This is a genomic window from Halobacillus sp. ABR2_026, from assembly GCF_056158545.1.
Map to the genome: position 1 here is coordinate 359,762 of NZ_JBSWTM010000001.1, position 24,641 is coordinate 384,402.

At 43.1% G+C, this 24,641-nt stretch carries 24 protein-coding genes, 2 tRNA genes and 2 rRNA genes; 22 read left to right on the forward strand and 6 right to left on the reverse strand.

The genetic code is table 11. The features are described 5' to 3' along the window. The first annotated feature begins 13 nt into the window (after nucleotides 1–13). The 9 genes from ACXADE_RS01990 (at nucleotide 14) to tsaD (ending at nucleotide 7,231) form a co-directional block, all read left to right on the forward strand. A 23S ribosomal RNA gene (locus ACXADE_RS01990) occupies nucleotides 14–2,929 on the forward strand. A gap of 85 nt (nucleotides 2,930–3,014) precedes the next feature. Continuing rightward, nucleotides 3,015–3,128: ribosomal RNA gene (rrf, locus tag ACXADE_RS01995) — 5S ribosomal RNA — on the forward strand. A gap of 41 nt (nucleotides 3,129–3,169) precedes the next feature. Next, nucleotides 3,170–3,246, forward strand: a tRNA-Met gene (locus ACXADE_RS02000). Between the two features lie 167 nt (nucleotides 3,247–3,413). Continuing rightward, a tRNA-Asp gene (locus ACXADE_RS02005) sits at nucleotides 3,414–3,490 on the forward strand. Between the two features lie 140 nt (nucleotides 3,491–3,630). Further along, nucleotides 3,631–4,623 carry a thiamine-phosphate kinase gene (gene thiL, locus ACXADE_RS02010; RefSeq protein WP_474978837.1) on the forward strand — a complete coding sequence of 331 codons (993 nt, stop codon included), beginning with the start codon at nucleotides 3,631–3,633 and terminating at the stop codon, nucleotides 4,621–4,623. Further along, a complete protein-coding gene (gene tsaE / locus ACXADE_RS02015) occupies nucleotides 4,620–5,075 on the forward strand; it encodes a tRNA (adenosine(37)-N6)-threonylcarbamoyltransferase complex ATPase subunit type 1 TsaE (protein ID WP_474978838.1) in 456 nt (151 codons plus the stop codon). Before thiL ends, tsaE begins: the two co-directional genes overlap by 4 nt. After that, complete coding sequence (gene tsaB, locus ACXADE_RS02020; RefSeq protein WP_474978839.1) at nucleotides 5,072–5,758, forward strand: tRNA (adenosine(37)-N6)-threonylcarbamoyltransferase complex dimerization subunit type 1 TsaB; 687 nt, start codon at nucleotides 5,072–5,074, stop codon at nucleotides 5,756–5,758. The genes tsaE and tsaB overlap by 4 nt, the downstream gene beginning before the upstream one ends. Nucleotide 5,759: 1 nt before the next feature. After that, on the forward strand, nucleotides 5,760–6,203 hold the full coding sequence (gene rimI, locus ACXADE_RS02025; RefSeq protein WP_474978840.1) for a ribosomal protein S18-alanine N-acetyltransferase: 444 nt from the start codon (nucleotides 5,760–5,762) through the stop codon (nucleotides 6,201–6,203). Then, nucleotides 6,200–7,231, forward strand: coding sequence for a tRNA (adenosine(37)-N6)-threonylcarbamoyltransferase complex transferase subunit TsaD (gene tsaD, locus ACXADE_RS02030; RefSeq protein ID WP_474978841.1), 1,032 nt, complete (start codon nucleotides 6,200–6,202; stop codon nucleotides 7,229–7,231). The genes rimI and tsaD overlap by 4 nt, the downstream gene beginning before the upstream one ends. Before the next feature lie 372 nt (nucleotides 7,232–7,603). On the opposite strand, the gene ACXADE_RS02035 is transcribed toward tsaD, so the two are convergent. Beyond that, entirely contained in the window at nucleotides 7,604–9,541 is a 1,938-nt protein-coding gene (locus tag ACXADE_RS02035; protein ID WP_474978842.1) for an ABC-F family ATP-binding cassette domain-containing protein, read from the reverse strand. Nucleotides 9,542–9,712: 171 nt separating this feature from the next. Here ACXADE_RS02035 and moaC point away from each other — a divergent pair, with 171 nt between their 5' ends. From moaC to ACXADE_RS02055, 4 genes are all read left to right on the forward strand, one after another. After that, nucleotides 9,713–10,195: a cyclic pyranopterin monophosphate synthase MoaC gene (gene moaC, locus ACXADE_RS02040; RefSeq protein WP_474978843.1), complete on the forward strand. Its 483-nt coding sequence runs from the start codon at nucleotides 9,713–9,715 to the stop codon at nucleotides 10,193–10,195. Between the two features lie 15 nt (nucleotides 10,196–10,210). Beyond that, on the forward strand, nucleotides 10,211–10,867 hold the full coding sequence (locus ACXADE_RS02045; protein ID WP_474978844.1) for a redox-sensing transcriptional repressor Rex: 657 nt from the start codon (nucleotides 10,211–10,213) through the stop codon (nucleotides 10,865–10,867). 58 nt (nucleotides 10,868–10,925) lie between these two features. Further along, on the forward strand, nucleotides 10,926–11,480 hold the full coding sequence (locus ACXADE_RS02050) for a GNAT family N-acetyltransferase (RefSeq protein WP_474978845.1): 555 nt from the start codon (nucleotides 10,926–10,928) through the stop codon (nucleotides 11,478–11,480). A 167-nt stretch (nucleotides 11,481–11,647) separates the two neighbouring features. Beyond that, nucleotides 11,648–13,060 (forward strand): MDR family MFS transporter, encoded by a 1,413-nt coding sequence (locus ACXADE_RS02055; RefSeq protein ID WP_474978846.1) that lies wholly within the window; start codon nucleotides 11,648–11,650, stop codon nucleotides 13,058–13,060. 38 nt (nucleotides 13,061–13,098) lie between these two features. Here the strand turns inward: ACXADE_RS02055 and ACXADE_RS02060 are convergent, their stop codons facing one another. Then, nucleotides 13,099–13,299, reverse strand: coding sequence for a YdiK family protein (locus ACXADE_RS02060; RefSeq protein WP_089654970.1), 201 nt, complete (start codon nucleotides 13,297–13,299; stop codon nucleotides 13,099–13,101). 1 nt (nucleotide 13,300) lies between these two features. Beyond that, the gene (locus ACXADE_RS02065; protein WP_474978847.1) at nucleotides 13,301–14,017 is read right to left on the reverse strand and encodes a lysostaphin resistance A-like protein; all 717 of its coding nucleotides are present in this window, start codon (nucleotides 14,015–14,017) and stop codon (nucleotides 13,301–13,303) included. 263 nt (nucleotides 14,018–14,280) lie between these two features. On the opposite strand from ACXADE_RS02065, the gene groES reads away from it, so the two are divergent. The 3 genes from groES to ACXADE_RS02080 all read left to right on the forward strand — a co-directional run bounded on the left by groES (nucleotide 14,281) and on the right by ACXADE_RS02080 (nucleotide 17,084). Beyond that, on the forward strand, nucleotides 14,281–14,565 hold the full coding sequence (gene groES / locus ACXADE_RS02070) for a co-chaperone GroES (RefSeq protein ID WP_474978848.1): 285 nt from the start codon (nucleotides 14,281–14,283) through the stop codon (nucleotides 14,563–14,565). A gap of 50 nt (nucleotides 14,566–14,615) precedes the next feature. Further along, a complete protein-coding gene (gene groL, locus ACXADE_RS02075) occupies nucleotides 14,616–16,250 on the forward strand; it encodes a chaperonin GroEL (protein ID WP_474978849.1) in 1,635 nt (544 codons plus the stop codon). 240 nt (nucleotides 16,251–16,490) lie between these two features. Next, complete coding sequence (locus tag ACXADE_RS02080) at nucleotides 16,491–17,084, forward strand: hypothetical protein (protein ID WP_474978850.1); 594 nt, start codon at nucleotides 16,491–16,493, stop codon at nucleotides 17,082–17,084. A gap of 35 nt (nucleotides 17,085–17,119) precedes the next feature. Here the strand turns inward: ACXADE_RS02080 and ACXADE_RS02085 are convergent, their stop codons facing one another. Together ACXADE_RS02085 and ACXADE_RS02090 are read right to left on the reverse strand one after the other, a co-directional pair. Then, a complete protein-coding gene (locus ACXADE_RS02085) occupies nucleotides 17,120–18,292 on the reverse strand; it encodes a tyrosine-type recombinase/integrase (RefSeq protein ID WP_474978851.1) in 1,173 nt (390 codons plus the stop codon). A gap of 27 nt (nucleotides 18,293–18,319) precedes the next feature. Continuing rightward, nucleotides 18,320–18,820: an ImmA/IrrE family metallo-endopeptidase gene (locus ACXADE_RS02090; RefSeq protein WP_474978852.1), complete on the reverse strand. Its 501-nt coding sequence runs from the start codon at nucleotides 18,818–18,820 to the stop codon at nucleotides 18,320–18,322. 205 nt (nucleotides 18,821–19,025) lie between these two features. On the opposite strand from ACXADE_RS02090, the gene ACXADE_RS02095 reads away from it, so the two are divergent. Continuing rightward, complete coding sequence (locus ACXADE_RS02095; RefSeq protein ID WP_474978853.1) at nucleotides 19,026–21,035, forward strand: DEAD/DEAH box helicase; 2,010 nt, start codon at nucleotides 19,026–19,028, stop codon at nucleotides 21,033–21,035. A gap of 11 nt (nucleotides 21,036–21,046) precedes the next feature. Continuing rightward, the gene (locus ACXADE_RS02100; RefSeq protein ID WP_474978854.1) at nucleotides 21,047–21,700 is read left to right on the forward strand and encodes a hypothetical protein; all 654 of its coding nucleotides are present in this window, start codon (nucleotides 21,047–21,049) and stop codon (nucleotides 21,698–21,700) included. Between the two features lie 149 nt (nucleotides 21,701–21,849). Here ACXADE_RS02100 and ACXADE_RS02105 read toward each other — a convergent pair whose 3' ends face one another. Beyond that, nucleotides 21,850–22,272 (reverse strand): helix-turn-helix domain-containing protein, encoded by a 423-nt coding sequence (locus tag ACXADE_RS02105; protein ID WP_474978855.1) that lies wholly within the window; start codon nucleotides 22,270–22,272, stop codon nucleotides 21,850–21,852. A gap of 189 nt (nucleotides 22,273–22,461) precedes the next feature. On the opposite strand from ACXADE_RS02105, the gene ACXADE_RS02110 reads away from it, so the two are divergent. The 4 genes from ACXADE_RS02110 to ACXADE_RS02125 all read left to right on the forward strand — a co-directional run bounded on the left by ACXADE_RS02110 (nucleotide 22,462) and on the right by ACXADE_RS02125 (nucleotide 24,641). Further along, on the forward strand, nucleotides 22,462–22,692 hold the full coding sequence (locus ACXADE_RS02110) for a helix-turn-helix transcriptional regulator (RefSeq protein ID WP_474978856.1): 231 nt from the start codon (nucleotides 22,462–22,464) through the stop codon (nucleotides 22,690–22,692). Continuing rightward, nucleotides 22,693–23,016, forward strand: coding sequence for a hypothetical protein (locus ACXADE_RS02115; RefSeq protein ID WP_008590613.1), 324 nt, complete (start codon nucleotides 22,693–22,695; stop codon nucleotides 23,014–23,016). 99 nt (nucleotides 23,017–23,115) lie between these two features. Then, the gene (locus tag ACXADE_RS02120; protein ID WP_474978857.1) at nucleotides 23,116–23,607 is read left to right on the forward strand and encodes a helix-turn-helix domain-containing protein; all 492 of its coding nucleotides are present in this window, start codon (nucleotides 23,116–23,118) and stop codon (nucleotides 23,605–23,607) included. An 11-nt stretch (nucleotides 23,608–23,618) separates the two neighbouring features. Further along, on the forward strand, nucleotides 23,619–24,641 hold the full coding sequence (locus ACXADE_RS02125; RefSeq protein ID WP_474978859.1) for a DnaD domain-containing protein: 1,023 nt from the start codon (nucleotides 23,619–23,621) through the stop codon (nucleotides 24,639–24,641).

Genomic DNA, 24,641 nt, shown 5'->3' on the forward strand with positions numbered 1-24,641 from the left:
TTTTCACGAAGATAGTTAAGTGAATAAGGGCGCACGGTGGATGCCTTGGTACTAGGAGCCGATGAAGGACGGGACTAACACCGATATGCTCCGGCGAGCCGTAAGTAGGCTTTGACCCGGAGATTTCCGAATGGGGAAACCCGCTGTTCGTAATGGGACAGCATCCTATACTGAATACATAGGTATAGGAAGGCACACCCGGGGAACTGAAACATCTAAGTACCCGGAGGAAGAGAAAGCAAACGCGATTTCCCAAGTAGCGGCGAGCGAAACGGAATCAGCCCAAACCAGAAAGCTTGCTTTCTGGGGTTGTAGGACACTCCATTGGAGTTACCAAAGAGGAAGATAGATGAATCGATCTGGAACGATCAGCCAGAGCAGGTAACAGCCCTGTAGTCGAAATCTTTCTCTCTCCGGAGTGGATCCTGAGTACGGCGGAACACGAGGAATTCCGTCGGAATCCGGGAGGACCATCTCCCAAGGCTAAATACTCCCTAGTGACCGATAGTGAACCAGTACCGTGAGGGAAAGGTGAAAAGCACCCCGGAAGGGGAGTGAAAGAGAACCTGAAACCGTGTGCCTACAAGTAGTCGGAGCCCGTTAATGGGTGACGGCGTGCCTTTTGTAGAATGAACCGGCGAGTTACGACCGTATGCGAGGTTAAGCAGCAGAAGCGGAGCCGCAGCGAAAGCGAGTCTGAATAGGGCGAGTGAGTATGCGGTCGTAGACCCGAAACCGTGTGATCTACCCATGTCCAGGGTGAAGGTCAGGTAACACTGACTGGAGGCCCGAACCCACGTAAGTTGAAAATTACGGGGATGAGGTGTGGGTAGGGGTGAAATGCCAATCGAACACGGAGATAGCTGGTTCTCTCCGAAATAGCTTTAGGGCTAGCCTCAGAATAGAAAGTCATGGAGGTAGAGCACTGATTGGACGAGGGGCCCCTATCGGGTTACCGAATTCAGTCAAACTCCGAATGCCATCGACTTTGTTCTGGGAGTCAGACCGTGGGTGATAAGGTTCATGGTCGAGAGGGAAACAGCCCAGACCGCCAGCTAAGGTCCCAAAGTGTGTGTTAAGTGGAAAAGGATGTGGAGTTGCTTAGACAACCAGGATGTTGGCTTAGAAGCAGCCATCATTCAAAGAGTGCGTAATAGCTCACTGGTCGAGTGACTCTGCGCCGAAAATGTACCGGGGCTAAACACACCACCGAAGCTGCGGATTGATCTTATGATCAGTGGTAGGAGAGCGTTCTAAGGGCCGTGAAGTCAGACCGTAAGGACTGGTGGAGCGCTTAGAAGTGAGAATGCCGGTATGAGTAGCGAAAAAAGAGTGAGAATCTCTTTCACCGAATGCCTAAGGTTTCCTGAGGAAGGCTCGTCCTCTCAGGGTTAGTCGGGACCTAAGCCGAGGCCGAAAGGCGTAGGCGATGGACAACAGGTTGATATTCCTGTACCACCTCCTTTCCGTTTGAACGACGGGGGGACGCAGGAGGATAAGGAGAGCGCGCCACTGGATGTGCGCGTCCAAGCAGTGAGACGGTCGGATAGGCAAATCCGTCCGGCAACGTTGAGCTGTGATGGGGAGGGAAATAAAGTACCGAAGCTCCTGAGTTCACACTGCCAAGAAAATCCTCTAGTGAGGAAAGAGGTGCCCGTACCGCAAACCGACACAGGTAGGCGAGGAGAGGATCCTAAGGTGAGCGGGAGAACTCTCGTTAAGGAACTCGGCAAAATGACCCCGTAACTTCGGGAGAAGGGGTGCTCCTCTGCCGAGGAGCCGCAGTGAAAAGGCCCAAGCGACTGTTTACCAAAAACACAGGTCTCTGCGAAGCCGTAAGGCGAAGTATAGGGGCTGACACCTGCCCGGTGCTGGAAGGTTAAGGGGATGCGTTAGCTTATGCGAAGCGTTGAACCGAAGCCCCAGTAAACGGCGGCCGTAACTATAACGGTCCTAAGGTAGCGAAATTCCTTGTCGGGTAAGTTCCGACCCGCACGAAAGGTGCAACGACTTGGGCACTGTCTCAACGAGAGACCCGGTGAAATTATACTATGTGTGAAGATGCACATTACCCGCGACAGGACGGAAAGACCCCGTGGAGCTTTACTGTAGCCTGATATTGAATGTTGGTACAGCTTGTACAGGATAGGTAGGAGCCTTGGAAGCCGGAGCGCTAGCTTCGGTGGAGGCGCTGGTGGGATACTACCCTGGCTGTACGGACATTCTAACCCAGGACCGTGATCCGGTCCGGAGACAGTGTCAGGTGGGCAGTTTGACTGGGGCGGTCGCCTCCCAAAAGGTAACGGAGGCGCCCAAAGGTTCCCTCAGAATGGTTGGAAATCATTCGCAGAGTGTAAAGGCACAAGGGAGCTTGACTGCGAGACCTACAAGTCGAGCAGGGACGAAAGTCGGGCTTAGTGATCCGGCGGTTCCGCATGGAAGGGCCGTCGCTCAACGGATAAAAGCTACCCCGGGGATAACAGGCTTATCTCCCCCAAGAGTCCACATCGACGGGGAGGTTTGGCACCTCGATGTCGGCTCATCGCATCCTGGGGCTGTAGTCGGTCCCAAGGGTTGGGCTGTTCGCCCATTAAAGCGGTACGCGAGCTGGGTTCAGAACGTCGTGAGACAGTTCGGTCCCTATCCGTCGTGGGCGTTGGAAATTTGAAAGGAGCTGTCCTTAGTACGAGAGGACCGGGATGGACACACCGCTGGTGTACCAGTTGTTCCGCCAGGAGCATCGCTGGGTAGCTACGTGTGGTCGGGATAAGTGCTGAAAGCATCTAAGCATGAAGCCCCCCTTGAGATGAGATTTCCCTTTGCTTTAAGCAAATAAGATCCCTCAGAGACGATGAGGTTGATAGGTCCGAGGTGGAAGCGTGGTGACACGTGGAGCTGACGGATACTAATGGATCGATGACTTATCTATCGAAATGATAGCTTTCGTGAAAAGCGTTTCTTCAAAAGATGTTTCCTTATCCAGTTTTGAGGGTTCACCTCAAACTTTATATTGATGTGGTGGTGAAGGCGAAGAGGTCACACCTGTTCCCATGCCGAACACAGCAGTTAAGCTCTTCAGCGCCGATGGTAGTCGGGTTTACCCCCGTGAGAGTAGGACGCCGCCACATTGATATACCTATAATGGGATTCCAGTAAATTCCCACAATATCGCGGGGTAGAGCAGTCTGGTAGCTCGTCGGGCTCATAACCCGGAGGTCACAGGTTCAAATCCTGTCCCCGCAACCATTTTTCATTTAACTACGTTGAGTAATCACCATTGTAAAATGAAAATCGTAGTACTATAAAGTGCAACCATTTTTCATTTAACTACGTTGGGTAAATGAAGCGTAGTATAAATATGAGGAACATCTTCATTTAAGTCATTGTGACTTTCTTTTTTTATGAAAAATTTTGGTCCGGTAGTTCAGTTGGTTAAAATGCCTGCCTGTCACGCAGGAGGTCGCGGGTTCGAGTCCCGTCCGGACCGCCATTATCTAAAATTAAACGTTCAGCCTTAGGATGCTTTCCTAAGGCTTTTATTATGGATTTTTTTATATCTGTCTCTTCCTTGGTATAATAGGAATACTACGTTAATCATATCGAGGGTCCTGTAAAAGAAGGAGACATAGCATGGATGAGTTTTCATTTATAAAAACAATTAAACCTGATAAACATAACCAGTCCGCTTTGATCAAAGGAATTGATGATGATGCCGCCGTTTTTCGGCCTACCGGGGAGGATATCGTCACCGCGGTAGATACAATGGTAGAAGGTGTCCATTTTACGAAAAAGACAATGGCCCCCCATCAAATCGGCTATCGGGTGCTGGCTGCAAATATTAGCGACCTTGCTGCGATGGGAAGTGTCCCTGTCTTTTATATGGTGTCGATCTCTATCCCGTCCAGTTGGACACAAGAAGAATTGGAAGGGATTTATAAAGGAATGAAATCACTCGGGGATTCCTATAAGATGGACTTGATTGGAGGAGACACTGTTTCAGGAAGCGAGCTTTCCCTGACGGTTACGGTTCTTGGTATGGTGAAAAAGGGGAAAGCGAGATACCGCTCATCTGCGAAGCCCGGGGACGTTTTGTTCGTCACGGGTACGCTGGGAGATTCCAGGGCAGGACTGGAATGGTTGTTGAATCCTGTAGGAGAGAAAACAGAGGATCTTACATATCTGATTAACCGTCATCAGACTCCTGAACCGAGGGTAGCGTTCGCATCGGCTTTAATATCTTTGGAACGCATGGCCTTAAATGATGTGAGTGATGGTATTGCCAATGAAGCGAATGAAATAGCAGAAGCTTCTGATGTGGATCTGTGGATGGAGTTGAGTCGTCTACCTTTTTCCCAAGCGATCCAGCAGGCGTATCCTGATTCTTATTTGGAATGGGGATTAGCGGGTGGAGAAGATTTCGAACTGCTTGGAGCTGTTCCAGTAAGAGATTGGAAAGAAGTAAAAAAAGCGGCGACAAATTCAGGAATTTCTGTAACGAAAATTGGTGAGATACAGGAGAAAGAGGAAACAGTCCCTGTGGTTAATGTATACAGGGGAAACCAATGGGAACGGTTATCCTCTTCCGGATACACTCACTTGAAGGAAAAGGGTGATGAAGCATGACGACATTTGAGTGGAAAAGCTCTTCTACAGAGGAGACTCAGCAGATGGCAGAAAAACTCGGTTCCCGGCTGCAGCCGGGAGATCTCCTGACGCTTGAAGGAGATCTGGGGGCTGGGAAAACGACGTTCACAAAAGGTGTCGGAAAAGGGCTTGGAGTGAAACGTACGATCAACAGTCCGACGTTTACAATCATGAAAGAATATCAGGGGCGCATTCCTTTTTATCATATGGATGTGTATCGGCTTGAAGAGAGTGATGAGGATCTCGGTTTCGAAGAGTATTTTGAAGGGGATGGGGTAACTGTTGTCGAGTGGGCCCAGTTCATTGAGGAGTTCCTTCCTGCTGAGCGCCTTGATCTTACGATTCGTTATTTGGATGACTCTACACGATTGTTCACTTTAGAAGCCAAATCTGATCATTTTGAAGCGATATGTAAGGAGATATTAGAATGAATGTACTGGCGATAGATACTTCGAATTATGTCATGGGCGTAGCTGTTCTTAGGGATGGGGCTGTAGCTGGTGAATATGTAACGAATATAAAGAAAAACCATTCAGTCCGGCTGATGCCTGCCATTGATCAACTGATGAAAGAAACAGGGGTAGAGCCTGGAGAGCTGGATCGGATTGCAGTGGCTCATGGCCCAGGATCGTACACCGGTGTACGAATCGGCTTAACTACGGCCAAAACGATGGCCTGGTCTCTTAATATTCCGGTCGTGGGGATCTCAAGCCTTGAGGCTGTAGCAAGACAGGGAGCCTTTTTTGAAGGATATATCAGTCCCTTCTTTGATGCACGACGGGGACTTGTGTATACAGGTCTCTACCGTTCAGATTTTTCTCTGAAACAGGAAGAGACGAACGTGTTGATGGAAGACTGGCTTCATAATTTGAAGGATCTCGATCAAAAGGTTCTTTTTCTTAGTCAGGACCTGTCTGTACACCGTGAGAAAATCATAGAGATTTTAGGGGATCAGGCCGTACTGACGGGCGCTCCCTATCAATATGCACGTCCATCCATTATTGCTTCGATCGCTGAAGAGAAGGAACCTGGCCCATTGCACGAGCTTGTTCCAAACTATCTGCGTATTCCAGAGGCAGAAGCAAAATGGCTGGAGCAGCAGGGGAACAAGTAGGATGGCGTCGATCAGGAAAATGACAAAGTATGACGTGGCAGGTGTCATGGATGTTGAGCAGGCTTCTTTTGCCGTCCCGTGGTCCGAAGATACGTTTGCAAAAGAAGTGACTGATAACCCTTATGCTCACTATTATGTCGTGGAAGATAGGAAAGAAATCATCGGTTATTGTGGGTTATGGTTGATCATTGATGAGGCGCATATCACGAATATCGCTATACATCCGGACCATAGAGGAAAAAAGTATGGGGAGCAATTGTTCCGCCATACATGTAACGAAGCGATTGAGCATGGAGCCATCCAGCTGTCGCTTGAAGTGAGAGTTTCAAATACAGCCGCGCAGCACATGTACCGGAAGTTCGGAATGGTACCTGGAGGTATACGCAAAAGGTATTATTCGGACAATGGTGAAGATGCGTTAGTCATGTGGGTGGGATTAAAATGAAGGAAGACCAATACATTTTAGCAATTGAGACGAGCTGTGATGAAACGGCCGTCGCTATTGTGAAAAACGAAACAGAACTGATCACGAACATTGTCGCTTCACAAATTGAAAGTCATAAGCGTTTTGGCGGTGTTGTCCCCGAAATTGCTTCAAGACACCATATCGAGCAGATGACAATCACTCTGGAAGAAGCGCTGGAGGATGCAGGAATGACGATTGAGGAAATGGATGCCATTGCCGTAACAGAAGGACCGGGACTTGTAGGCGCGTTGCTTGTCGGCGTAAATGCAGCCAAGTCCATCGCTTTTGCGAAACAAAAGCCGCTCGTCGGTGTCCACCATATTGCGGGTCACATTTATGCGAACCGATTGGAAAAGGAATTTGAATTTCCACTGCTTTCCCTTGTCGTTTCAGGCGGACACACAGAGCTTGTGGTGATGCGTGAGCACGGATCGTATGAAATCATTGGAGAAACACGGGACGATGCTGCTGGGGAAGCGTATGACAAAGTCGCTCGTACTCTGAAGCTTCCATACCCTGGCGGACCCGAAATTGACCGCTTAGCACAGGAAGGGGAAGAGACGATCGATTTCCCTCGTGCCTGGCTTGAGGACCATTCGTATGATTTCAGTTTCAGCGGACTGAAATCAGCCGTCATCAATCGCCTTCATAAAGCGAAGCAGCGGGAAGAATACTTGAAACCGGAAGATGTGGCCGCAAGTTTTCAGGCAAGTGTTGTGGACGTGTTATCCACAAAGGCTTACCGTGCGGCGGAAGCATACGGTGTGAAACAGCTGATTGTCGCAGGTGGAGTAGCGGCCAATAAAGGGTTGCGTGCAGCTCTTGAGGAGAAGTTTCAGGATAGTAAAACCGAGTTGCTCATCCCTCCGCTTCATTTGTGTACAGATAATGCGGCGATGATCGCAGCAGCTGGCGCGGTAGCCTACAATCAAGGGCACCGTTCCGGCTGGGATTTGAACGCGAATCCAGGTCTGGATCTCGAACTATTCGGCTCCAGAAAAAAATAAGATCGCCTTAACAGCGATCAAAGCTCTCCTATTTGAAAGGGGAGCTTTTCTATTTTACAGGTTGTGAATAAGTGAATATTAAAATGGTTCGTGCACATTTATCCACATGTTTATAAATATACAGTGGACAAATTATTAGTGGATAAGTCTTTACAAGAAAGAAAACGGTACCAAAAATGTGGATAAAAGGGATTGTTTTTGTGGATAATGTGCATAAGTCTGTTGAAAACTGTTAATTAAGACATTCTTCTGTTGAAAACTATGTGGATAGTGAATCGCCATTCATACATTTCTATACAAGAATAACTGTGGAAAAAAATGGTGTACCAGGTCATCCAAAATATGGATGACCTGGTACACCTGATATTTCCATCATGAGTCATGGAGGGTTTCCCATTCTTCCATGAGCGCCTCAAGTTTGGTTTGGAGTTCTTTGTTGCTCTCCGTGAGCTCCAGGGACTTCTCGTGGTCCTGATAAATGTCAGGGTCACAGAGGAGTTCTTCATTTTCTTCAAGGTGTGCTTCCAACTGTTCAATTTCTTGTTCAATTTCAGCGATCCGCCTGTTTTTCTTCCGTTCTTCACGCTTCACAGCTTTATCTTCTTCAAAGCTGTTTTTCTGCTGAACTTCCTGCTGTTGAGGCTCGTTTTGAAGACGTTCAGCTTCCTCAATTTGCTGGAGTTCATACTCTTCCTGTTTTTTCCCTACATAGTAATCGTAATCTCCAAGGAACATTCGGGTCTCGTCCGGGTTCATTTCCACAACTTGTGTCGCAATCTTGTTGATGAAGTAACGATCGTGGGAGACGAATAACAACGTCCCTGGGTAATCCACAAGAGCGGCTTCGAGTACTTCTTTACTATCGAGGTCCAAGTGGTTGGTCGGTTCATCGAGAATGAGGAAGTTTGCTTCCTGCATCATCAGTTTCGCGAGGGAAAGTCTGGCTTTTTCTCCGCCGCTGAGCGCTGATACAGGCTTCAGAACATCTTCCCCTGAGAAAAGAAAATTGCCGAGGATGGTACGGATGTCCTTTTCATTCTTCATCGGGTAATCATCCCAAAGCTCGTTCAGAACGGCCTTCGTCGAGTTCAGCTTCGTCTGCTCCTGATCATAGTAACCGATTTGGACGTTTGTACCTAACAGCTTTTCACCTTTCGACTGTTCCAGATCCCCAATGAGCGTCTTCAATAACGTCGTTTTTCCGACGCCGTTCGGTCCGACCAGGGCTACAGAATCTCCGCGGTTCAAGTCGAGGGATACATGATCGAAAAGGTAGTCATCACTGTCTGGATAGCGGAAGGCGTAGTCCCTAAGTTTCAGCACATCATTGCCGCTACGCTTGGCGGTCTGAAAACTGAATTTCGCAGAATGGCTGTCCTCTTTCGGTTTTTCCAGCTTGTCCATCTTTTCCAGCTGTTTGCGACGGCTTTGTGCCCGCTTACTCGTCGTGGCACGAACGATATTCTTCTGAATAAAGTCTTCCATCCGTTTGATTTCTTCCTGCTGTTTTTCAAAGCGTTTCATTTCCTGCTCGTAGTCCGCTTCTTTCTTTTTCAAATAGTCGCTGTAATTGCCGTGATACCTTTTGGATGATTGAAAAGCGATTTCGTACACGGTATTGACGATTTTGTCCAAAAAGTAACGGTCGTGGGAGACGATGACTACGGCACCTTGATAGCCCTGAAGGTAATTTTCCAGCCAGCTGAGCGTATCAATGTCCAGGTGGTTCGTCGGTTCATCGAGAACAAGCACATCAGGGCTTGTGAGCAGCAGTTTGCCGAGCGCAAGCCGTGTTTTCTGACCGCCGCTTAAGGAATTGATCGGCGTGTCCCAGCTGAAGTTTTTGAAGTTCAATCCATTCAGCACGGCACGGATGTCGGCTTCATACTGATAGCCACCAGCCGTTTTGAAATATTCCTGTTTACGGTCATAGTCCGTTAACAGCTGTTGATAACGCTTCTGATCGTCGAGCAGGTCCGGGTCTGCCATTTGGACTTCCATGGAGCGGAGTTCCTTCTCCAAGTCCTTCAGATGAGTAAACACCTTTTCCATTTCATTCCAAATAGTCTCCTCAGACTGCAGGCCAGTATTCTGGGCCAGATAGCCCAGGGTCGTTTCTTTTGGTTTGAAAATGTCGCCTTCATCATGGCTCATTTCTCCTGCCATCATTTTGAGCAAGGTCGATTTCCCTGCCCCGTTTCGACCGACGATAGCAATCCGGTCGTTCATCTGCACTTCCAATTTGATATTCGATAAAATCAACTCGGCGCCGAAACGCTTCGTCAATTGGTTCAATTGCATGAGAATCATGTCGTTTCACCTCAATAAAATCAGTGTATCTCAACAGCAGGTCCCCTAGCAACACAAGGCTATCCAAGTTTGTGAAATCTTTAACGACTATCGTTTGATTTTTTGGTAGAATAAGAGTAATGTTTCAATCAGTACTGTTAACGATTTTTGGACAAAAAGGGGTAGGAGAAAATGACCGAATTCAGTCATTTCAACGACCAGGGCCGGGCCCGTATGGTGGATATCTCTGAGAAAGAGGATTCTGTACGGACGGCGGTCGCCGCAACGAGTATACAAGTGAACGAAGAGATTCATCATAAAATCACCAACCATGAAATTGGAAAAGGGGACGTTCTTTCCGTGGCACAGGTCGCAGGGATCATGGCCGCTAAAAATACGTCCGACTGGATTCCGATGTGTCATCCTCTTTCATTGAAAGGAATCGATGTGTCTTTCGAGTGGGAGACTGGATCACAGCCCGTCCTTCACATCGAAGTTTCTGTGAAGACGAAGGGGAGTACAGGGGTGGAAATGGAAGCGCTAACGGCAGCTTCAGCAACAGCCTTGACGGTTTACGATATGTGCAAAGCCCTAGATAAAGGGATGGTCATCGGCCCGACCTATCTGAAGGAAAAAACAGGCGGGAAAAACGGCGACTACACGAGAAACAGATAAAGGAGTCCGGTGCTAATGGATATCGAACAAACGAAGATTCCACAAGCGACAGCCAAGCGGCTGCCGCTCTATTATCGCTTTTTGAACAACCTTCATACCCAGGGCAAATTGCGGGTTTCTTCGAAAGAACTGAGTGATGCGGTCAAAGTCGATTCAGCGACGATCCGCCGCGATTTCTCCTATTTCGGAGCGCTCGGGAAGAAAGGGTACGGATACAATGTCGAGTATCTGCTTTCCTTTTTCAGAAAAACGCTCGACCAGGATGAAACGACGCGCGTCGCTCTGATCGGTGTCGGGAACCTGGGGACGGCCTTTTTGAACTATAATTTTACGAAGAACAACAATACGAAAATCGAAATCGCTTTTGACGCTAATGAGGAGCGGGTCGGTTCTGAGGTCGGCGGGGTGAGCGTCGAGCACATCGACGATTTGGAAAAGAATCTCGGCGATATTTCAGTGGCCATCCTTACGGTTCCATCATCTGCTGCTCAAGGGATTGCAGACAGGCTTGTTCAGGCAGGTATTTCCGGGATTCTGAACTTTACCCCTGCGAGGATCAGCGTGCCATCTGATGTGAGGGTTCATCATATCGACCTTGCGATTGAACTTCAGGCGCTAGTCTATTTCCTGAAGCATTACCCATTGAATGAAGAAGGAACTGAGGAAGAATAATAAAAGAGCGGAGTGTAAATCCTTTTGGTTTTACACTCTTTTTTTAGGAGGCAGAAGTTTGGGAACATCTACGATCGGTGCTAGAACAGAACGGTTGATCATTAAGCCTTTGGAAACCGGTGACTACGAAAGCTGGCTGCAAGGGTTCAAAAGCAGGCTTCCGTCCAGGCATCGCCACGACGAAGGCCGTGTGGATATGGGGGAGTGTACAGAAGAATGGTTTGCAGGCCTCATCGATAAACACCGCCAATTAGCAGCGGACGATACGGCTTACGTCTACGGAATCTTTTTAAAGGAAAACCATGAGAACGTGGGGATGATTGATTTTTCCACACTTGCACGCCATGATTTTCAATGGGGAAGGATCGGCTATACGATTCACAATCAACATTGGAAGAATGGATATGGGAAGGAATCTGTCTCCGAAGCGCTGAAAATTGGTGCTCAAGACTTGAATTACCACCGGATTGAGGCACACATCAACGTGGATAACCTTCCATCTCAAACGCTAGCGGAGCGTGTCGGGATGGAGTTTGAATGCACCCGTAAAGGGTTCATTTATGAATTTGGAGAGTGGACGGATAACATGATCTATTATAAGAATGACGAATAAACAAGAGCTCAGCCTAAGGCTGGGCCTTTTTTGTAACAGGTGAGCATGAAAATCGTTTACCGGCGATCTGTCGCATCCAGTCGAAACGTGCAGGATCATGGTTAAAGAACGGTACAGGTGGTATAGTATAAGATAGTTCGAGTATCGAAGGAAAGCGGGTGAGAGAATTGAGTAAACTGCCTCATAAATGGCTCGTGGTCGTGTCCGTCCTGTTCGGGACATTTACGGTCATACTTAACAACAGCATGCTGAACCCGATTCTGCCCCGGTTTATCGAGATCTTCGATTCCGATGCGGTCGCCGTCGGCTGGATTTTGACGATCTTCATGGTTTCCATGGGGATGACGATGCCGCTGACCGGCTATTTCGGAGACCGGTTTGGGAAAAAGAAAGTGTATCTGACGGGCCTTTGTATTTTCATCGCAGGGTCTATGCTCGGATTCTTTTCCTCCACGCTAGGAATGGTCATTCTATCCCGGGCTATCCAGGGAGCGGCAGGTGGATTGATGATGCCGATTGCCATGGCCCTTATCTTCAATTCGTTCCCGCGCTATGAGCGGGGGCTCGCCGTCGGGGTGTACGGAGTTGCCGCGATGGTTGCACCGGCAGTTGGTCCAACCATCGGCGGGTTTCTTATCCAATATGTCGATTGGCCGTGGCTGTTTGCTTTCAACATTCCATTTGGCTTGACGGGTCTGATCCTGTCTTCGAGATTTCTTGAGCGGACGGAAACAGATCCAGCGAAGCGTTTCGATCTGATCGGCTTTATCATAATCGCGACCGGAATCGGTTCTGTCCTGTTCGCCCTCGGCCGGGGGCGGACGCTTGAGACGTTGTTCGACCCGTTGAACATCGCCCTCATCGCGGGAGGACTAGCAGCGATCGTCCTGTTTGTCTTTTACGAAAACCGTCAGGAAGATCCCCTGTTGAACTTGTCTGTGTTCAAAGTGCCGACGTATTCGGTGTCGATCGTTGTTACATCGGCGGCTTCCATCGGGCTGTTCTCAGGTATTTTCCTGCTGCCATTATTGATCCAGAACGTTTATGGTTTGAATGAAGTCATGACCGGACTATTGTTCCTGCCGGCAGCGGCAGCGAGCGGAGTGTTCATGTCCATTGGTGGACGAATTCTAGATAAAAAAGGACCGAAGTATGTCGTCCCTCCTGGTCTGACCATCATGGCGCTTGCTACGCTCGGTTTGAGCTTCCTGCAACTGTCGACGCCGTATTGGCTGATTCTGTTACTGAATACGGTCAGGGGACTCGGGATGGGGATGGGGAACATGCCGGCGACGACGTCCGGGATGAACAGCATTCCCGAACACCTCGTGGCTCAAGGATCAGCGATGAACAACATCATCCGTCAGATTTCCTCGTCCCTCGGTATCGTCTTTTTCTCGATCTATTATGAAGTGAGACGTGCGCAGGTATCGGCGAATCCTGATATGGATATGCAGGCGGCGACCTTGCAGACTTTGAACGAAGCCTTTCTCGTGTCAGCGATTGTGCTGATCATCGCCATCCCGTTTTCTTTCATATTGAAAGGAGTACAGGATGACAAGGAAGAACAGCAGGCATAGAAAAAAAGCAGGTCCATCAGCGGGCCTGCTTTTTTGCATCATTTTTTCTTGGCATTCTTAATTTTGTTGTGAAGATTGAATAGGCGGATGGCTACCGCAATATTGAACGTCGCAACAATGGCAAGAATGATGGTCATCGCATTCCATACGGTTTCTTCTGCCGACTGGGCGGCGATGTAAGTGAATGCGACACCCATCATCATATAAAGAAAAGCCATGAATAAGGGAGATGTTCTCATATTATAAAAAGCCTCCAATAAAGATGGTCTCCAACTGTTCCTGCATGCGTCGGATATCCTCTTCAGTCAGGAAATACTGAGAAGCGACAACAAACGAGTTCATCGCCATATGAGCCACGATTGGTGTAATAATCCGTTTTGTTTTGACATAAAGGAAGGCGAAGACGACTCCCATGGAGAAGTACACTAACATGTGGCTGAAATCGAAATGGAACGCTCCGAACACGAGCGCGGAAACAAGGACAGCCAGCCAGAAATTCGTCCGTTTATAGATGGAACCGAAGATGATTTTCCTGAAAATGATTTCTTCCGTAATCGGTGCGAACACGACGGGAAGAAGGATGAACAATGGAGATTCACGAGCGATTTCCATCAACCCCATCGTATTTTCGGATCCTGGCGATACACCGAACAATTCACGTTCAATCGTTGCGGCAATGGCCTGGGCGAACAAAGCTAAGAAAACACCGGCAATTGACCAGAGGATGACTTTCCCGGGCCCCGCTTTTTCCTCGCTCCGGGCAAGCGCATCCATGTTGTCCTTGCGGAGCAGGAGAAGGATGATAATGGTCGCTATGGTGAAACTGAACACAGACCAAACGGCAATGGCGTCGAAGCGGGCCATACCCGCCGCCTGCACCATAACAGGGACAGCGATAATGGCTGACACCTGTGTAATGAGATAGGTTACGATAATGTACCAATAATGTTTCGGCATAAAGGCACGACTCCTTTTATAAATACCTTTTGATTAGCTTCAATATACATACTTTATGTATTCTATCACAGTTTCAAAACCAGACGTAAGGAATAAGGGTCACTGTAAGAATTTTGTCGATAAAGAAGTGCAAAATTTCTATAGTTTCTACTTGAAAAACGAGAGGGAATTGCTTATTATAATAATTGTGTTAGCACTCAACCACAACGAGTGCTAATAAACGACAAAAATTTGAAACAACCATATCAAGGAGGGTGTCCTAATTGTTAAAGCCACTTGGTGATCGTATTGTTATTGAACTAGTTGAAGAAGAACAGACTACTGCGAGCGGAATCGTACTTCCGGACTCTGCGAAAGAAAAGCCTCTTGAAGGTAAAGTTGTTGCCGTCGGCGCAGGCCGCGTAACAGACAACGGTGAAAAAGTAGCCCTGGAAGTCGCCCAAGGCGACCGCGTCATCTACTCTAAATTCGCAGGTACAGAAGTGAAGTATGAAGGCAGCGAGTACTTGATTCTGCGCGAATCTGATGTACTGGCCGTCATCCAGTAATGCTTCTATAAAAATACTTAGATACGATATTAATGAGGAGGGCATTTTAAATGGCTAAAGAAATCAAATTTAGTGAAGACGCACGCCGTTCTATGCTGCGTGGTGTAGATACATTAGCAAATGCTGTTAAAGTTACACTTGGACCAAAAGGACGTAACGTCGTATTAGATAAGAAATTCGGTTCTCCACTGATCACAAACGATGGTGTGACGATTGCGAAAGAAATCGAATTGGAAGACCACTTCGAAAACATGGGGGCACAACTCGTTTCTGAAGTTGCTTCCAAAACAAACGATGTTGCGGGTGACGGTACAACAACTGCAACAGTCCTTGCACAGGCAATGATCCGTGAAGGTCTTAAGAACGTAACGTCCGGTGCAAACCCAGTCGGTATTCGTAAAGGGATTGAGAAAGCGACAGCCGTAGCAACAGAAGAGCTTCGCAAAATCTCTAAACCTATCGAAGGCCGTGACTCTATCGCGCAGGTTGCTAGCATCTCTGCTGCTGACAATGAAGTCGGCCAATTGATCGCTGAAGCGATGGAACGCGTTGGTAACGACGGTGTTATTACTATTGAAGAATCCAAAGGTTTCAACACAGAACTAGAAGTGGTTGAAGGTATGCAGTTCGACCGCGGCTATGCTTCTCCTTACATGGTCACTGACCAGGATAAGATGGAAGCGGTTCTTGAAGATCCTTACATTCTCATTACAGATAAGAAGATCAACAACATTCAGGAAGTCCTTCCTGTACTTGAGCAAGTAGTCCAGCAGTCCAAGCCACTACTATTAATCTCTGAAGATGTTGAAGGCGAAGCGCTTGCCACTCTAGTGGTCAACAAACTTCGCGGTACATTCAACGCCGTAGCCGTTAAGGCTCCAGGATTCGGTGACCGTCGTAAATCAATGCTTGAAGATATCGCGACACTTACAGGCGGCCAAGTGATCACAGAAGATCTTGGACTGGAATTGAAGAATACAACAATCGACCAGCTTGGACGCGCGTCTAAAGCTGTCATCACAAAAGAAAACACAACCATCGTCGAAGGTGCCGGAAACCCTGAGCAGATCTCTTCCCGTGTCGCTCAAATCCGTGCACAGGCAGAAGAAACTACTTCTGAATTCGACAAAGAAAAACTACAAGAGCGCCTGGCTAAACTTTCCGGCGGTGTAGCTGTCATTAAAGTCGGTGCAGCAACAGAAACAGAATTGAAAGAGCGTAAACTACGCATCGAAGACGCCCTGAACTCTACTCGAGCAGCTGTAGAAGAAGGCATCGTTGCCGGTGGTGGTACAGCTCTAGTTAACATCATCAACTCTGTCGAAGGCCTTGGCCTTGTAGACGACGAAGCGACAGGTGCAAGCATCGTCCTGCGTGCGCTTGAAGAGCCGGTTCGCCAAATCGTTCACAACGCAGGTCTTGAAGGATCCATCATTGTTGAGCGTTTGAAAGCAGAAGAAGTCGGCGTAGGCTTCAACGCTGCAACAGGCGAGTGGGTAAACATGGTTGAACAAGGAATTGTTGACCCAACAAAAGTTACACGTTCTGCGCTTCAAAACGCAGCGTCCGTAGCCGCTATGTTCTTGACGACTGAAGCGGTAGTAGCCGATCACCCAGAAGAAGATAATGCTGCCGGCGGTATGCCAGATATGGGTGGCATGGGTGGAATGGGCGGCATGATGTAAGCTGTCCTCAAACCCTTTGCTGCGCAAGGATTTGAAACCCTATAATTAAATATTGACTGGATTTTGACTGGATTCCTTTGAAATTCATGTTTTAATCTAAAAAGCCTCTCATTAGTTCATTGAACTTTTGAGAGGTTTTTTTATATGAAAAGAAACAATATGAATTAAATGGTATTATTAAAAAAGAAAACAAAACTGTCGATTTCCAAGGACAAATATAAAAATTTAAGAAGGTGGATTATGGAGATCATTAATAAGGATAATTATCCCTATTTATACAGCGATTTAAAAATAATTAAAAAGAGAATGAATTTAAAGGATGTGCCTATCAAAATCTATAAAGATAAAACTAGATATAATGGGAAAGCAAAGATTGGAGGTATCTATCTTTCAGAAGCTTTGGTTTTAGATTATAAAAAGCATCCACATGTAGTGAAATTTCTAGCAGCACATGAATTAGTCCATTACAAAAACAAAGAATACGGAATTAATACGCTGCACCACCTACTTGGTTTAATCAGTAATCACTATAAAGCTGTGAGATTATTGGAAGAAATGAGAGCTAATTTAAATGGCTTTTATTATGCAGGTTTAACTACTTCTGAAAAAATTGAATCTCAAGAAATTATTCAAAATAAAAATGATAGTTCTCAGAGAACTTCTTCATATAAAGTAGGTTATCCAGACAGAGAATTAATTAAGCAAATGGGACAACAGTTCAATTGCTTTAACAAAACAGCAGCTGAAATTATAGTTGGTGATTTTTGTGAAGAAATGAAAATACAAGATCCAGAAAATTTCAACTATAATGTAGTAAGTAGGTTTTTTAAGTAGAATGTTATTTTAAGGCTGCCCCTTTTTAGAAGCATTCAATCTAATGCACCTTTCATAAGTTGACTGAACTTATCTGACGCCTTTTGTTCCATATTTTTGGTTATATGGGCATATATATTCATGGTAGTATTGATATCTCCATGGCCTAATCTTTGCTGAATCTCTTTGGCTCCTACTCCTGCTTCAATTAAGAGTGATGTGTGGGTATGCCTGAAGGAGTGAGGTGTCACATTCTTACCAAGGCCACTGATCTTCAATAAACGTCTCATCCGGTTCTCTACTGTTTTTATAAAATCAGGATATCCGGGGTTTTTCACTTCTTTGGCAAAGACAAATCCAAAATCATTGTACAGATTTCCAAGAGCCATTTTTATTTCTTTTTGGTAAGTTAAATGCTTCTTAAACTCACTCATCACTTGCTTGTCCATTTTTATTGTCCGTATCGACCCTTTTGTTTTAGGAGTGAGCAGCTGATAATCCTTTGTATTATTGTTCGGGTTGTAATAGGTTTTTGTAATGCGGATAGTGTCATTATTAAAGTTCACATCGTTCCATTTGAGTGCCAGCATTTCTCCTACCCGTAAGCCACTGTAAGCAAGGGTGAGGAACATAATGAAATCTCTATCTAATCCCTTTTCCTTAGCTGTTTTTAAAAAAGTTATTAGCTCATTCTTCTCTAAAAATTTTATTACCTCATCTTTCTGCTCAATTTCCTCTACCGTTTCAATTTTCTTTGGGATTTTTGCGAATTCACTTGGATTTGTTTTAAGTAGGTTATATTCTAGCGCCTTCTTAAATAACATTCGGCCAGTAGTATGGATCCCATCCATAGTATTATGGGCGTATCCTTTTTCGTGTAGGTCATCAAGAAATGTTTGATAGTGTTTTCTTGTAATATCAGATAGCTTCATTTTTGAAAAATATCTTCTGAAATGCTTTAATTCTTTAGTACGTCCACGATGCGAGCTAACCTTAGAATTTTTCGCGTAGAAATTTAGCCAATCATCTGCGAATTCGTTGAAAGTGATATTGTTTTCTTCCACAAAGGAACCTTCTCTTAACTCCCTTTCTATTTCCTCTGCTTCGACTCTTGCGTCTGATTTTCTTGTGAAACCACCCTTAGACTTTGTTCTTCTTGTTCCGGTGACTGGATCTAACCATTCTACTTGATAGGACCACTTGTTACCTCTTTTTCTTAGATATGCCATAGTATTACCTCCTATCTAAACTGTAAGTTATAAAATGGTTTTGACTGGTACAATAGGACGCCGCTTTATTTTTTCCAGTCGTTCCTGGCATACATCTAACGGAATATTAAAATCTTGAGACCATACATCAATGATTTCAGGATCATTCAACGTGTATTCTTTAATCATGTGGTAGGGTAGCGAGGCGTAAAGAGTGAAGTGCCTTGCATCTCTTTCCTGAAGTTCATAAAAATCTTTAGGCATTATTAACTGTCGGCCAGCATGCCTTAATGCATGGCAGAGCTCATGGAAGAATTGCTCACGTTGGTTTATATCGGGAAGGCGACTATCTAAAACAATTTCTTGAAATTTCCCTACTTTCATATAACTAGCTTGAGTTGGTCTAAAGTTGACAAATATTTGGTTTTTATATCCAATGTTATAAACACTTAAATCAGTTGGTTCTGTAAAATTGTGAGTTTTATACCACTCAGTTATAAGGTCTTCAAGAGTTGTGGTTGTGTAGCAAGGAAATTTCAAACTAATCACCATCCTTACAAGTATTATACGAACGCATGTTCTTATACGCAACAGCTAAGTTGAAAATAATGGAATTTGGATTGGCGGTGTTAATCGACAATAGTGAAATTCGTAATAGTAACTAATTTGTGCTTTATGAATGTAACGAAAGCATGGAACAATTTGTGATACAATTTATACAACTATATTTGTTTTTAGTAGAGGGTGAGAATGAATGGCTAATAGTTATTATTTTCAAAATTTAGATGAAGAAACGTTAAAGGATATAAGGGTTAGTGAGGTATTAGAAGAATTAGCAAGTTATGCTGAAGAAGAGAGGAAACAAGTCTATGTCATTGATAAACCAGTAAGTGAAAAAAAGTATCAATATTCGTATAATAAAGCGATTGTAGTTCTTGTACCAAAAGTAAAAATTTTAATTATCGATTTAGGGGAAGAATCAGAAGATTTCGAGGATTATTTTCACGATTTCATTGAAGACCTAGGATATATTTCTGATAAATACGAATATAAGAGCTTTTTAGGAAGACCAAGAAAATGGAAAGATGAGCTAATTGAATCAATTAACTTGTCAAACGATGATGACATTCGATCAATTATTGAGGAGAATGGAATATCTGGTATGGAGGCACGCAAAGGGGAACTTTTGATTTCCTTATTAACTGGAAGTATAAATGATATAGATCGGGTAGATGGTGATGTACCCACAAGCACATTAGAGCAAATCAAAAAAAACATCGTTTTATTTGATGGAGAACAAACTAGATTTATTTTCCAACATAAGAATAAAGAGAGGGTAACAATTCAAGGTTTAGCAGGGACAGGTAAAACTGAATTGCTCTTACATAAATTAAAAAACATTTATGTAAATGAAGAGGATACAAAAATCTTTTTCACCTGTTTTAATAAGATACTAGCACAAAATTTGAAGGACCGTATACCTGAGTTTTTTGATTTTATGAAAGTTGAAGAGCAAATTAAATGGAATGAAAGGCTATGGGTTGAAAGAAGTTGGGGATCACAGGCTAATAGAAATTCTGGAGTCTACAGCTTTATTTGCAACCATTATGGGATACCTTTCCAAAGATATAGATGGGGTTTGACATTCGAAGCTGTTTGTAAAAATGCACTAGAAAAACTCAATCAACTTGAAAAAGAGGGAAGTTTTGAACCTTTTTTTGACTATATGCTAATTGACGAAAGTCAAGATTTCAACGAGGCTTTTTTTCAACTTTGTGAAAAAGTGACTAAAAAGCAAGTCTATATAGCAGGAGATATATTTCAGAATATTTATGATTATAATTCCATTACTGAAAATAAACCCGATTTTCTTTTGAACAAAGTTTATAGGACTGATCCTAAAACTTTAATGTTTGCACATACAGTCGGTTTTGGACTGTTAGAGAGACCAGTGGTTAGATGGTTAAGCGATGAGGAATGGGAAGCATGTGGTTATAATATTGAAAAAGAAGGAGAACATTATACCTTTTCAAGGGAACCGCTAAAGAGGTTTGAGAATTTAGATGAAGACATTGTTAGTTTGAACCTTTCTACTGCTGAAAGTGATAAGTATTTAGATCAAGTACTCTGGTCTATTAGGGATATCCAAGATAAAAATCCTACTGTTGAAGCTGGAGATATTGGCATTGTTTTCCTGGAAAATCATGATAAAAACTATGCACTTGCAGAAGAACTAAGTATAAAAATAGACCAGGAGTTTGGTTGGTCATCTGTTAAGGGGTATGAGGTGAAAACAAAAGGTAAAGATTCCTTGTTTATTAGTAATAGAAACAATATAAAAGGCTTAGAGTTTCCTTTCATAATTTGTATAACAACAACGCCTCTAAATACTCATACTTCAATTAGAAATTCACTATACATGATGCTTACTCGATCGTTCATTACTAGTTACTTAATTCTTTCTGAAGGCAATGGTAATCTAAACTCAAAACTTGAGGGTGCAGTAGAAACAATTATGAGGACTGGAAAACTTGAGGTTAAAGAGCCAAAACCATCTGAAATAATGGATAAATCTAAGCTTATGTTGGAAGCAAGTGGAGATAAATCACAATATGAAATTGTAGAAGATATATTGCTCTCCTTTGATATACAAGATTCTAAAACTAAACAAAAAATGCACAGGATAGTCAATGTAATGTTAAAGGATAGTGTTGATCCAGATAAGATTTACACACTAATTAATCAAAATATTGATTTTGTTTAGGATGTTTTATTATGAAAGAGCTCAAAGTTGAAATGACCAAACGATTAGTTGAGTTAGCCTCAAATCCAATTAGAACTAAAAATGACCTTATAATGCTACTGCTTGAAGCTATTCCGTTACTTACATATGGTGAAGCTTCAAGCAGACCAGTAAAGGCACACGTAATTTTAAGAATTGATAAAATGCAGCGTCTATTCTTTGTATTAGACGATAAATATTTTTCTTTTAATTTCCCCTTTAATATTGATATTAGAGAAGAACCAATCAATCCTGTTATCTATGATCCTGTTACAGGACTTGAAATAACCGGGAAAAATATTGCTGCAATTAAATCAGCGTTCGAAGAAATTTTTGTGGAAACAGAAAACCAAGGGATTTTAGAGTTAGATTCAGAATTACTTCATATAATGGAAATATTTGAAATGAAGCCTAATAAGGATCATGTGTGGGTAATACTTAAGAATTTATTGAAATTTGAATCAGGTTACTTACGATATGATTATGATGAAAAACATGAGAATGGAAGACTTCATCCATTAAACCATCTAGATATAAATTATTCGTCCGGAAATACATTTAAAATAGGGGTTAATTATAGAATTAGTTCTGATATGTTTATTGATATTTTGAATATCAATACGAATAGTTATTACATTTCTGAATAATATAGACCTACTTAAAAATTATACTCTAAATAGTGAAAATAAATTTTTAGATGGCCACAGTCGTTCTGGGTTATGAATTCTCGAACATCATTTTATTTTCTTGAATAACCAAAAAAGCAGGGAATTCCTTTAAGTGAAATTTCCTGCTTTTATTTATTTTCTTTTTCTTCGAGTTGCTTAGATTTTTTTACTAAATATTGAAAGTAACTTTCCAATTCCCTTATTTGCTCTGGACTCATTGATTTCCACTTTTCCAAATCAAAAAAAGCTGCATCTTCGATTCCGTATTGGTCCATCAATTTATTCACTTCTTTTATTGAATCAAATTCATTGCTTTTATCCACTTGATAATCTGAAATATCTGATCGGCCTAAAAGGTAATCGGTGGATACATCAAAAAGGTCAGCGATCTTGTTCACAGTATCTAAAGTAGGAATTTTGGTACCTCTCTCGTATGCTGTGTAAGTTGTTCGAGCTACGCCGATTTGCCTCGCAATATAATCTTGGGTCCAATTTGGATTTTCCTCTTTTTTTATTTGTCGGCATCTTTTCAGCCTGTCTGAAAAATTCATGTTAATACCACCATGCTTTTCACTAGATTATAGTGTGTTATGTATCCATTATAAATGTTTCTCAAAGTAACTTAAAGAAAAGTTCCTAAAAGTGTAAAAAAATATATGGATATTGTTGACAATGTTACCTAAAGGAACTTATAATACATTGTAAGATGTTCCTTAAAGGAACTTTAGGAGGTGAATAAATTGAGGATGTGGTTAAAAGAGATTCGACTTCAGAAGGATTTAACGCAAGAACAAACAGCTATTAAATCAAACATATCGAGAAGCTATTATACCCATATTGAATCAGGAGTTAAAAATCCTACAGTAGAAACAGCGAAGGACATAGCTTTTGCCCTAGAGTTCAAGTGGACAAATTTTTTTGAAAACCAATGTTCCTTAAAGGAACAAAAAACTTATAAGGAGATGTTGTAGATGTTTGAAGCTAAACTGCAACCCGAATCTGATTTTAATAACAAGGTCTATGATATTTTTTATGATATTGCTAAAAAAGCACAAGAAGATGTTCAGAAAGAAATGGAATTACCCTATTTACTTGATCGAACAAAATTAGCTGAGCGTGTGTTTAATGTCAGTGTACAATCTCTTGATGCTCACGTATTAAAGCGCAAGGACTTTCCAAAAGTTCATGTAGGTGGCCGGACACTTTACCCCAAGGATTTAGTCATTACATGGATTAGAAATCATGTTGATGTATCTGATGATATTGCTCCGGAAAGAAACTTTGGTGTTGTTTGACTCTATGAATCTAGTATATACCTCTGAGAAAGCAATCAATGGTACAAATCCATATGTATGGAGGGGGAAACTATTAATAAAAGCAAATCAGCGCAGTTAATGAAGGATTTAAGGAAAAACAAAAATAAAACCCAGCAACAGTTAGCTGTAGATATGTTTCAGTCAAGAGAGTATATCTCTAAACAGGAAGGGGGAGAACGGAAGATTCCTCCTGTATCCACTAAATATTTTATTGAGAAGTATAACAATCCTTGGTTAGCACTTGAAGCTGTTAATGAATATGTTGGGTGGGGGATCTCTCGCTTAGAGGGATCGGAAGTAGAAGAGGATAATTTTCTCTTACAACTTCTATTAGAGGAAGAACTACAGAAGGCTATTAATGTATTAGCTAATGTAAATTTAACTGCAAAATTACACGATAAGCACTCTATTAAGATTCATGACATACGGAAATCAGCTGAAATTATGACTGGTGTTATTCATTTCTCTACCCTGTATTTAGCTACTGTTTGTGAAAGATATGAAATCAATTGGCTAAAGCTTTGGAAGGATCATCACCAAACTCTATATTCTAAGAGATTATTAAATTAGGAGGTGAGGTTGTGCAGGGGTGGTTAAAGCTGCATCGTAAAATTCTTCATAGTGAAATTTTCGAAAATGAGAAGTTGTTAAAAGTGTTCATTTATTGTCTGACGAAGGCAAGCCATAAAAGTACAGAATCGAGAGTAGGGAGGCAAAAGGTTACTCTTAAACCTGGACAATTTATATTTGGCCGTAAAAAAGCTGCTTCTGAATTAAGTATGAATGAATCCACCGTTCGTGACTATATAAAAATACTTCAGGATGACAGTGTCATTAGTATAAATACCACCAACAAATATAGTGTAATAACCGTTGAAAACTGGGGGATTTATCAATCTAACGATGAAGAATACGACAACAAATCAACAGCAGAAAAACAGCAAGACGACAACTCCTCGTCACCAGAGAGACAGCAGAAAGACACATACAAGAATGGCAGAGAACTTAAAGAAGTTAAGAATGTAAAAGAATTCATTACTACAACAACTTCTGAACGATTGGATTGTGACAGCATTCAATTTTACCAAAACAACTTTGGGATTATACGTCCTCAAATCTCAGAAGAAATAGTGAAATGGGTTGAAGATCTTGGGGATCCATTAATTGTGGAGGCTATGAAGCGTTCCTTGGACCGAAATAAACCGACATGGGGCTACGTTAAGAGCATCCTTCAATCCTGGATAAATAAAGGGATACGAACAGTAGAACAGGCGGATGCTGAAGAAATTGAATATAAGAACAAGCAGGCTAATAAAGCTCCGTATTCCAAACAATCACAAAGTCAGGAGGTATTACCGGAATGGTTTAAAAATCGTGAAGAACAAGAAAAGCATCATATAAATAAAAAACCTAGCATCGAAGATACAGCTCGAACCATTGAGTTATCGATAAAGCTAAAAAGATCGAGAGAGAACATTCTTGATTCTATTGATGATCGATATAACATTTCTGAAGAAGATATAGCTTCTATTCGGGAAGGGAAACGCTCAGCTATTGACGTTTTATTAGAACAATCGAATCTTAGTGTGGCGGGAGAACCATAA

Coding starts and splice junctions, on each gene's coding strand:
- thiL (WP_474978837.1), top strand. CDS start 3,631: ATGGATGAGTTTTCATTTATAAAAACAATTAAACCTGATAAACATAAC.
- tsaE (WP_474978838.1), top strand. CDS start 4,620: ATGACGACATTTGAGTGGAAAAGCTCTTCTACAGAGGAGACTCAGCAG.
- tsaB (WP_474978839.1), top strand. CDS start 5,072: ATGAATGTACTGGCGATAGATACTTCGAATTATGTCATGGGCGTAGCT.
- rimI (WP_474978840.1), top strand. CDS start 5,760: ATGGCGTCGATCAGGAAAATGACAAAGTATGACGTGGCAGGTGTCATG.
- tsaD (WP_474978841.1), top strand. CDS start 6,200: ATGAAGGAAGACCAATACATTTTAGCAATTGAGACGAGCTGTGATGAA.
- ACXADE_RS02035 (WP_474978842.1), bottom strand. CDS start 9,541: ATGATTCTCATGCAATTGAACCAATTGACGAAGCGTTTCGGCGCCGAG.
- moaC (WP_474978843.1), top strand. CDS start 9,713: ATGACCGAATTCAGTCATTTCAACGACCAGGGCCGGGCCCGTATGGTG.
- ACXADE_RS02045 (WP_474978844.1), top strand. CDS start 10,211: ATGGATATCGAACAAACGAAGATTCCACAAGCGACAGCCAAGCGGCTG.
- ACXADE_RS02060 (WP_089654970.1), bottom strand. CDS start 13,299: ATGAGAACATCTCCCTTATTCATGGCTTTTCTTTATATGATGATGGGT.
- ACXADE_RS02065 (WP_474978847.1), bottom strand. CDS start 14,017: ATGCCGAAACATTATTGGTACATTATCGTAACCTATCTCATTACACAG.
- groL (WP_474978849.1), top strand. CDS start 14,616: ATGGCTAAAGAAATCAAATTTAGTGAAGACGCACGCCGTTCTATGCTG.
- ACXADE_RS02080 (WP_474978850.1), top strand. CDS start 16,491: ATGGAGATCATTAATAAGGATAATTATCCCTATTTATACAGCGATTTA.
- ACXADE_RS02085 (WP_474978851.1), bottom strand. CDS start 18,292: ATGGCATATCTAAGAAAAAGAGGTAACAAGTGGTCCTATCAAGTAGAA.
- ACXADE_RS02095 (WP_474978853.1), top strand. CDS start 19,026: ATGGCTAATAGTTATTATTTTCAAAATTTAGATGAAGAAACGTTAAAG.
- ACXADE_RS02100 (WP_474978854.1), top strand. CDS start 21,047: ATGAAAGAGCTCAAAGTTGAAATGACCAAACGATTAGTTGAGTTAGCC.
- ACXADE_RS02105 (WP_474978855.1), bottom strand. CDS start 22,272: ATGAATTTTTCAGACAGGCTGAAAAGATGCCGACAAATAAAAAAAGAG.
- ACXADE_RS02115 (WP_008590613.1), top strand. CDS start 22,693: ATGTTTGAAGCTAAACTGCAACCCGAATCTGATTTTAATAACAAGGTC.
- ACXADE_RS02120 (WP_474978857.1), top strand. CDS start 23,116: ATGAAGGATTTAAGGAAAAACAAAAATAAAACCCAGCAACAGTTAGCT.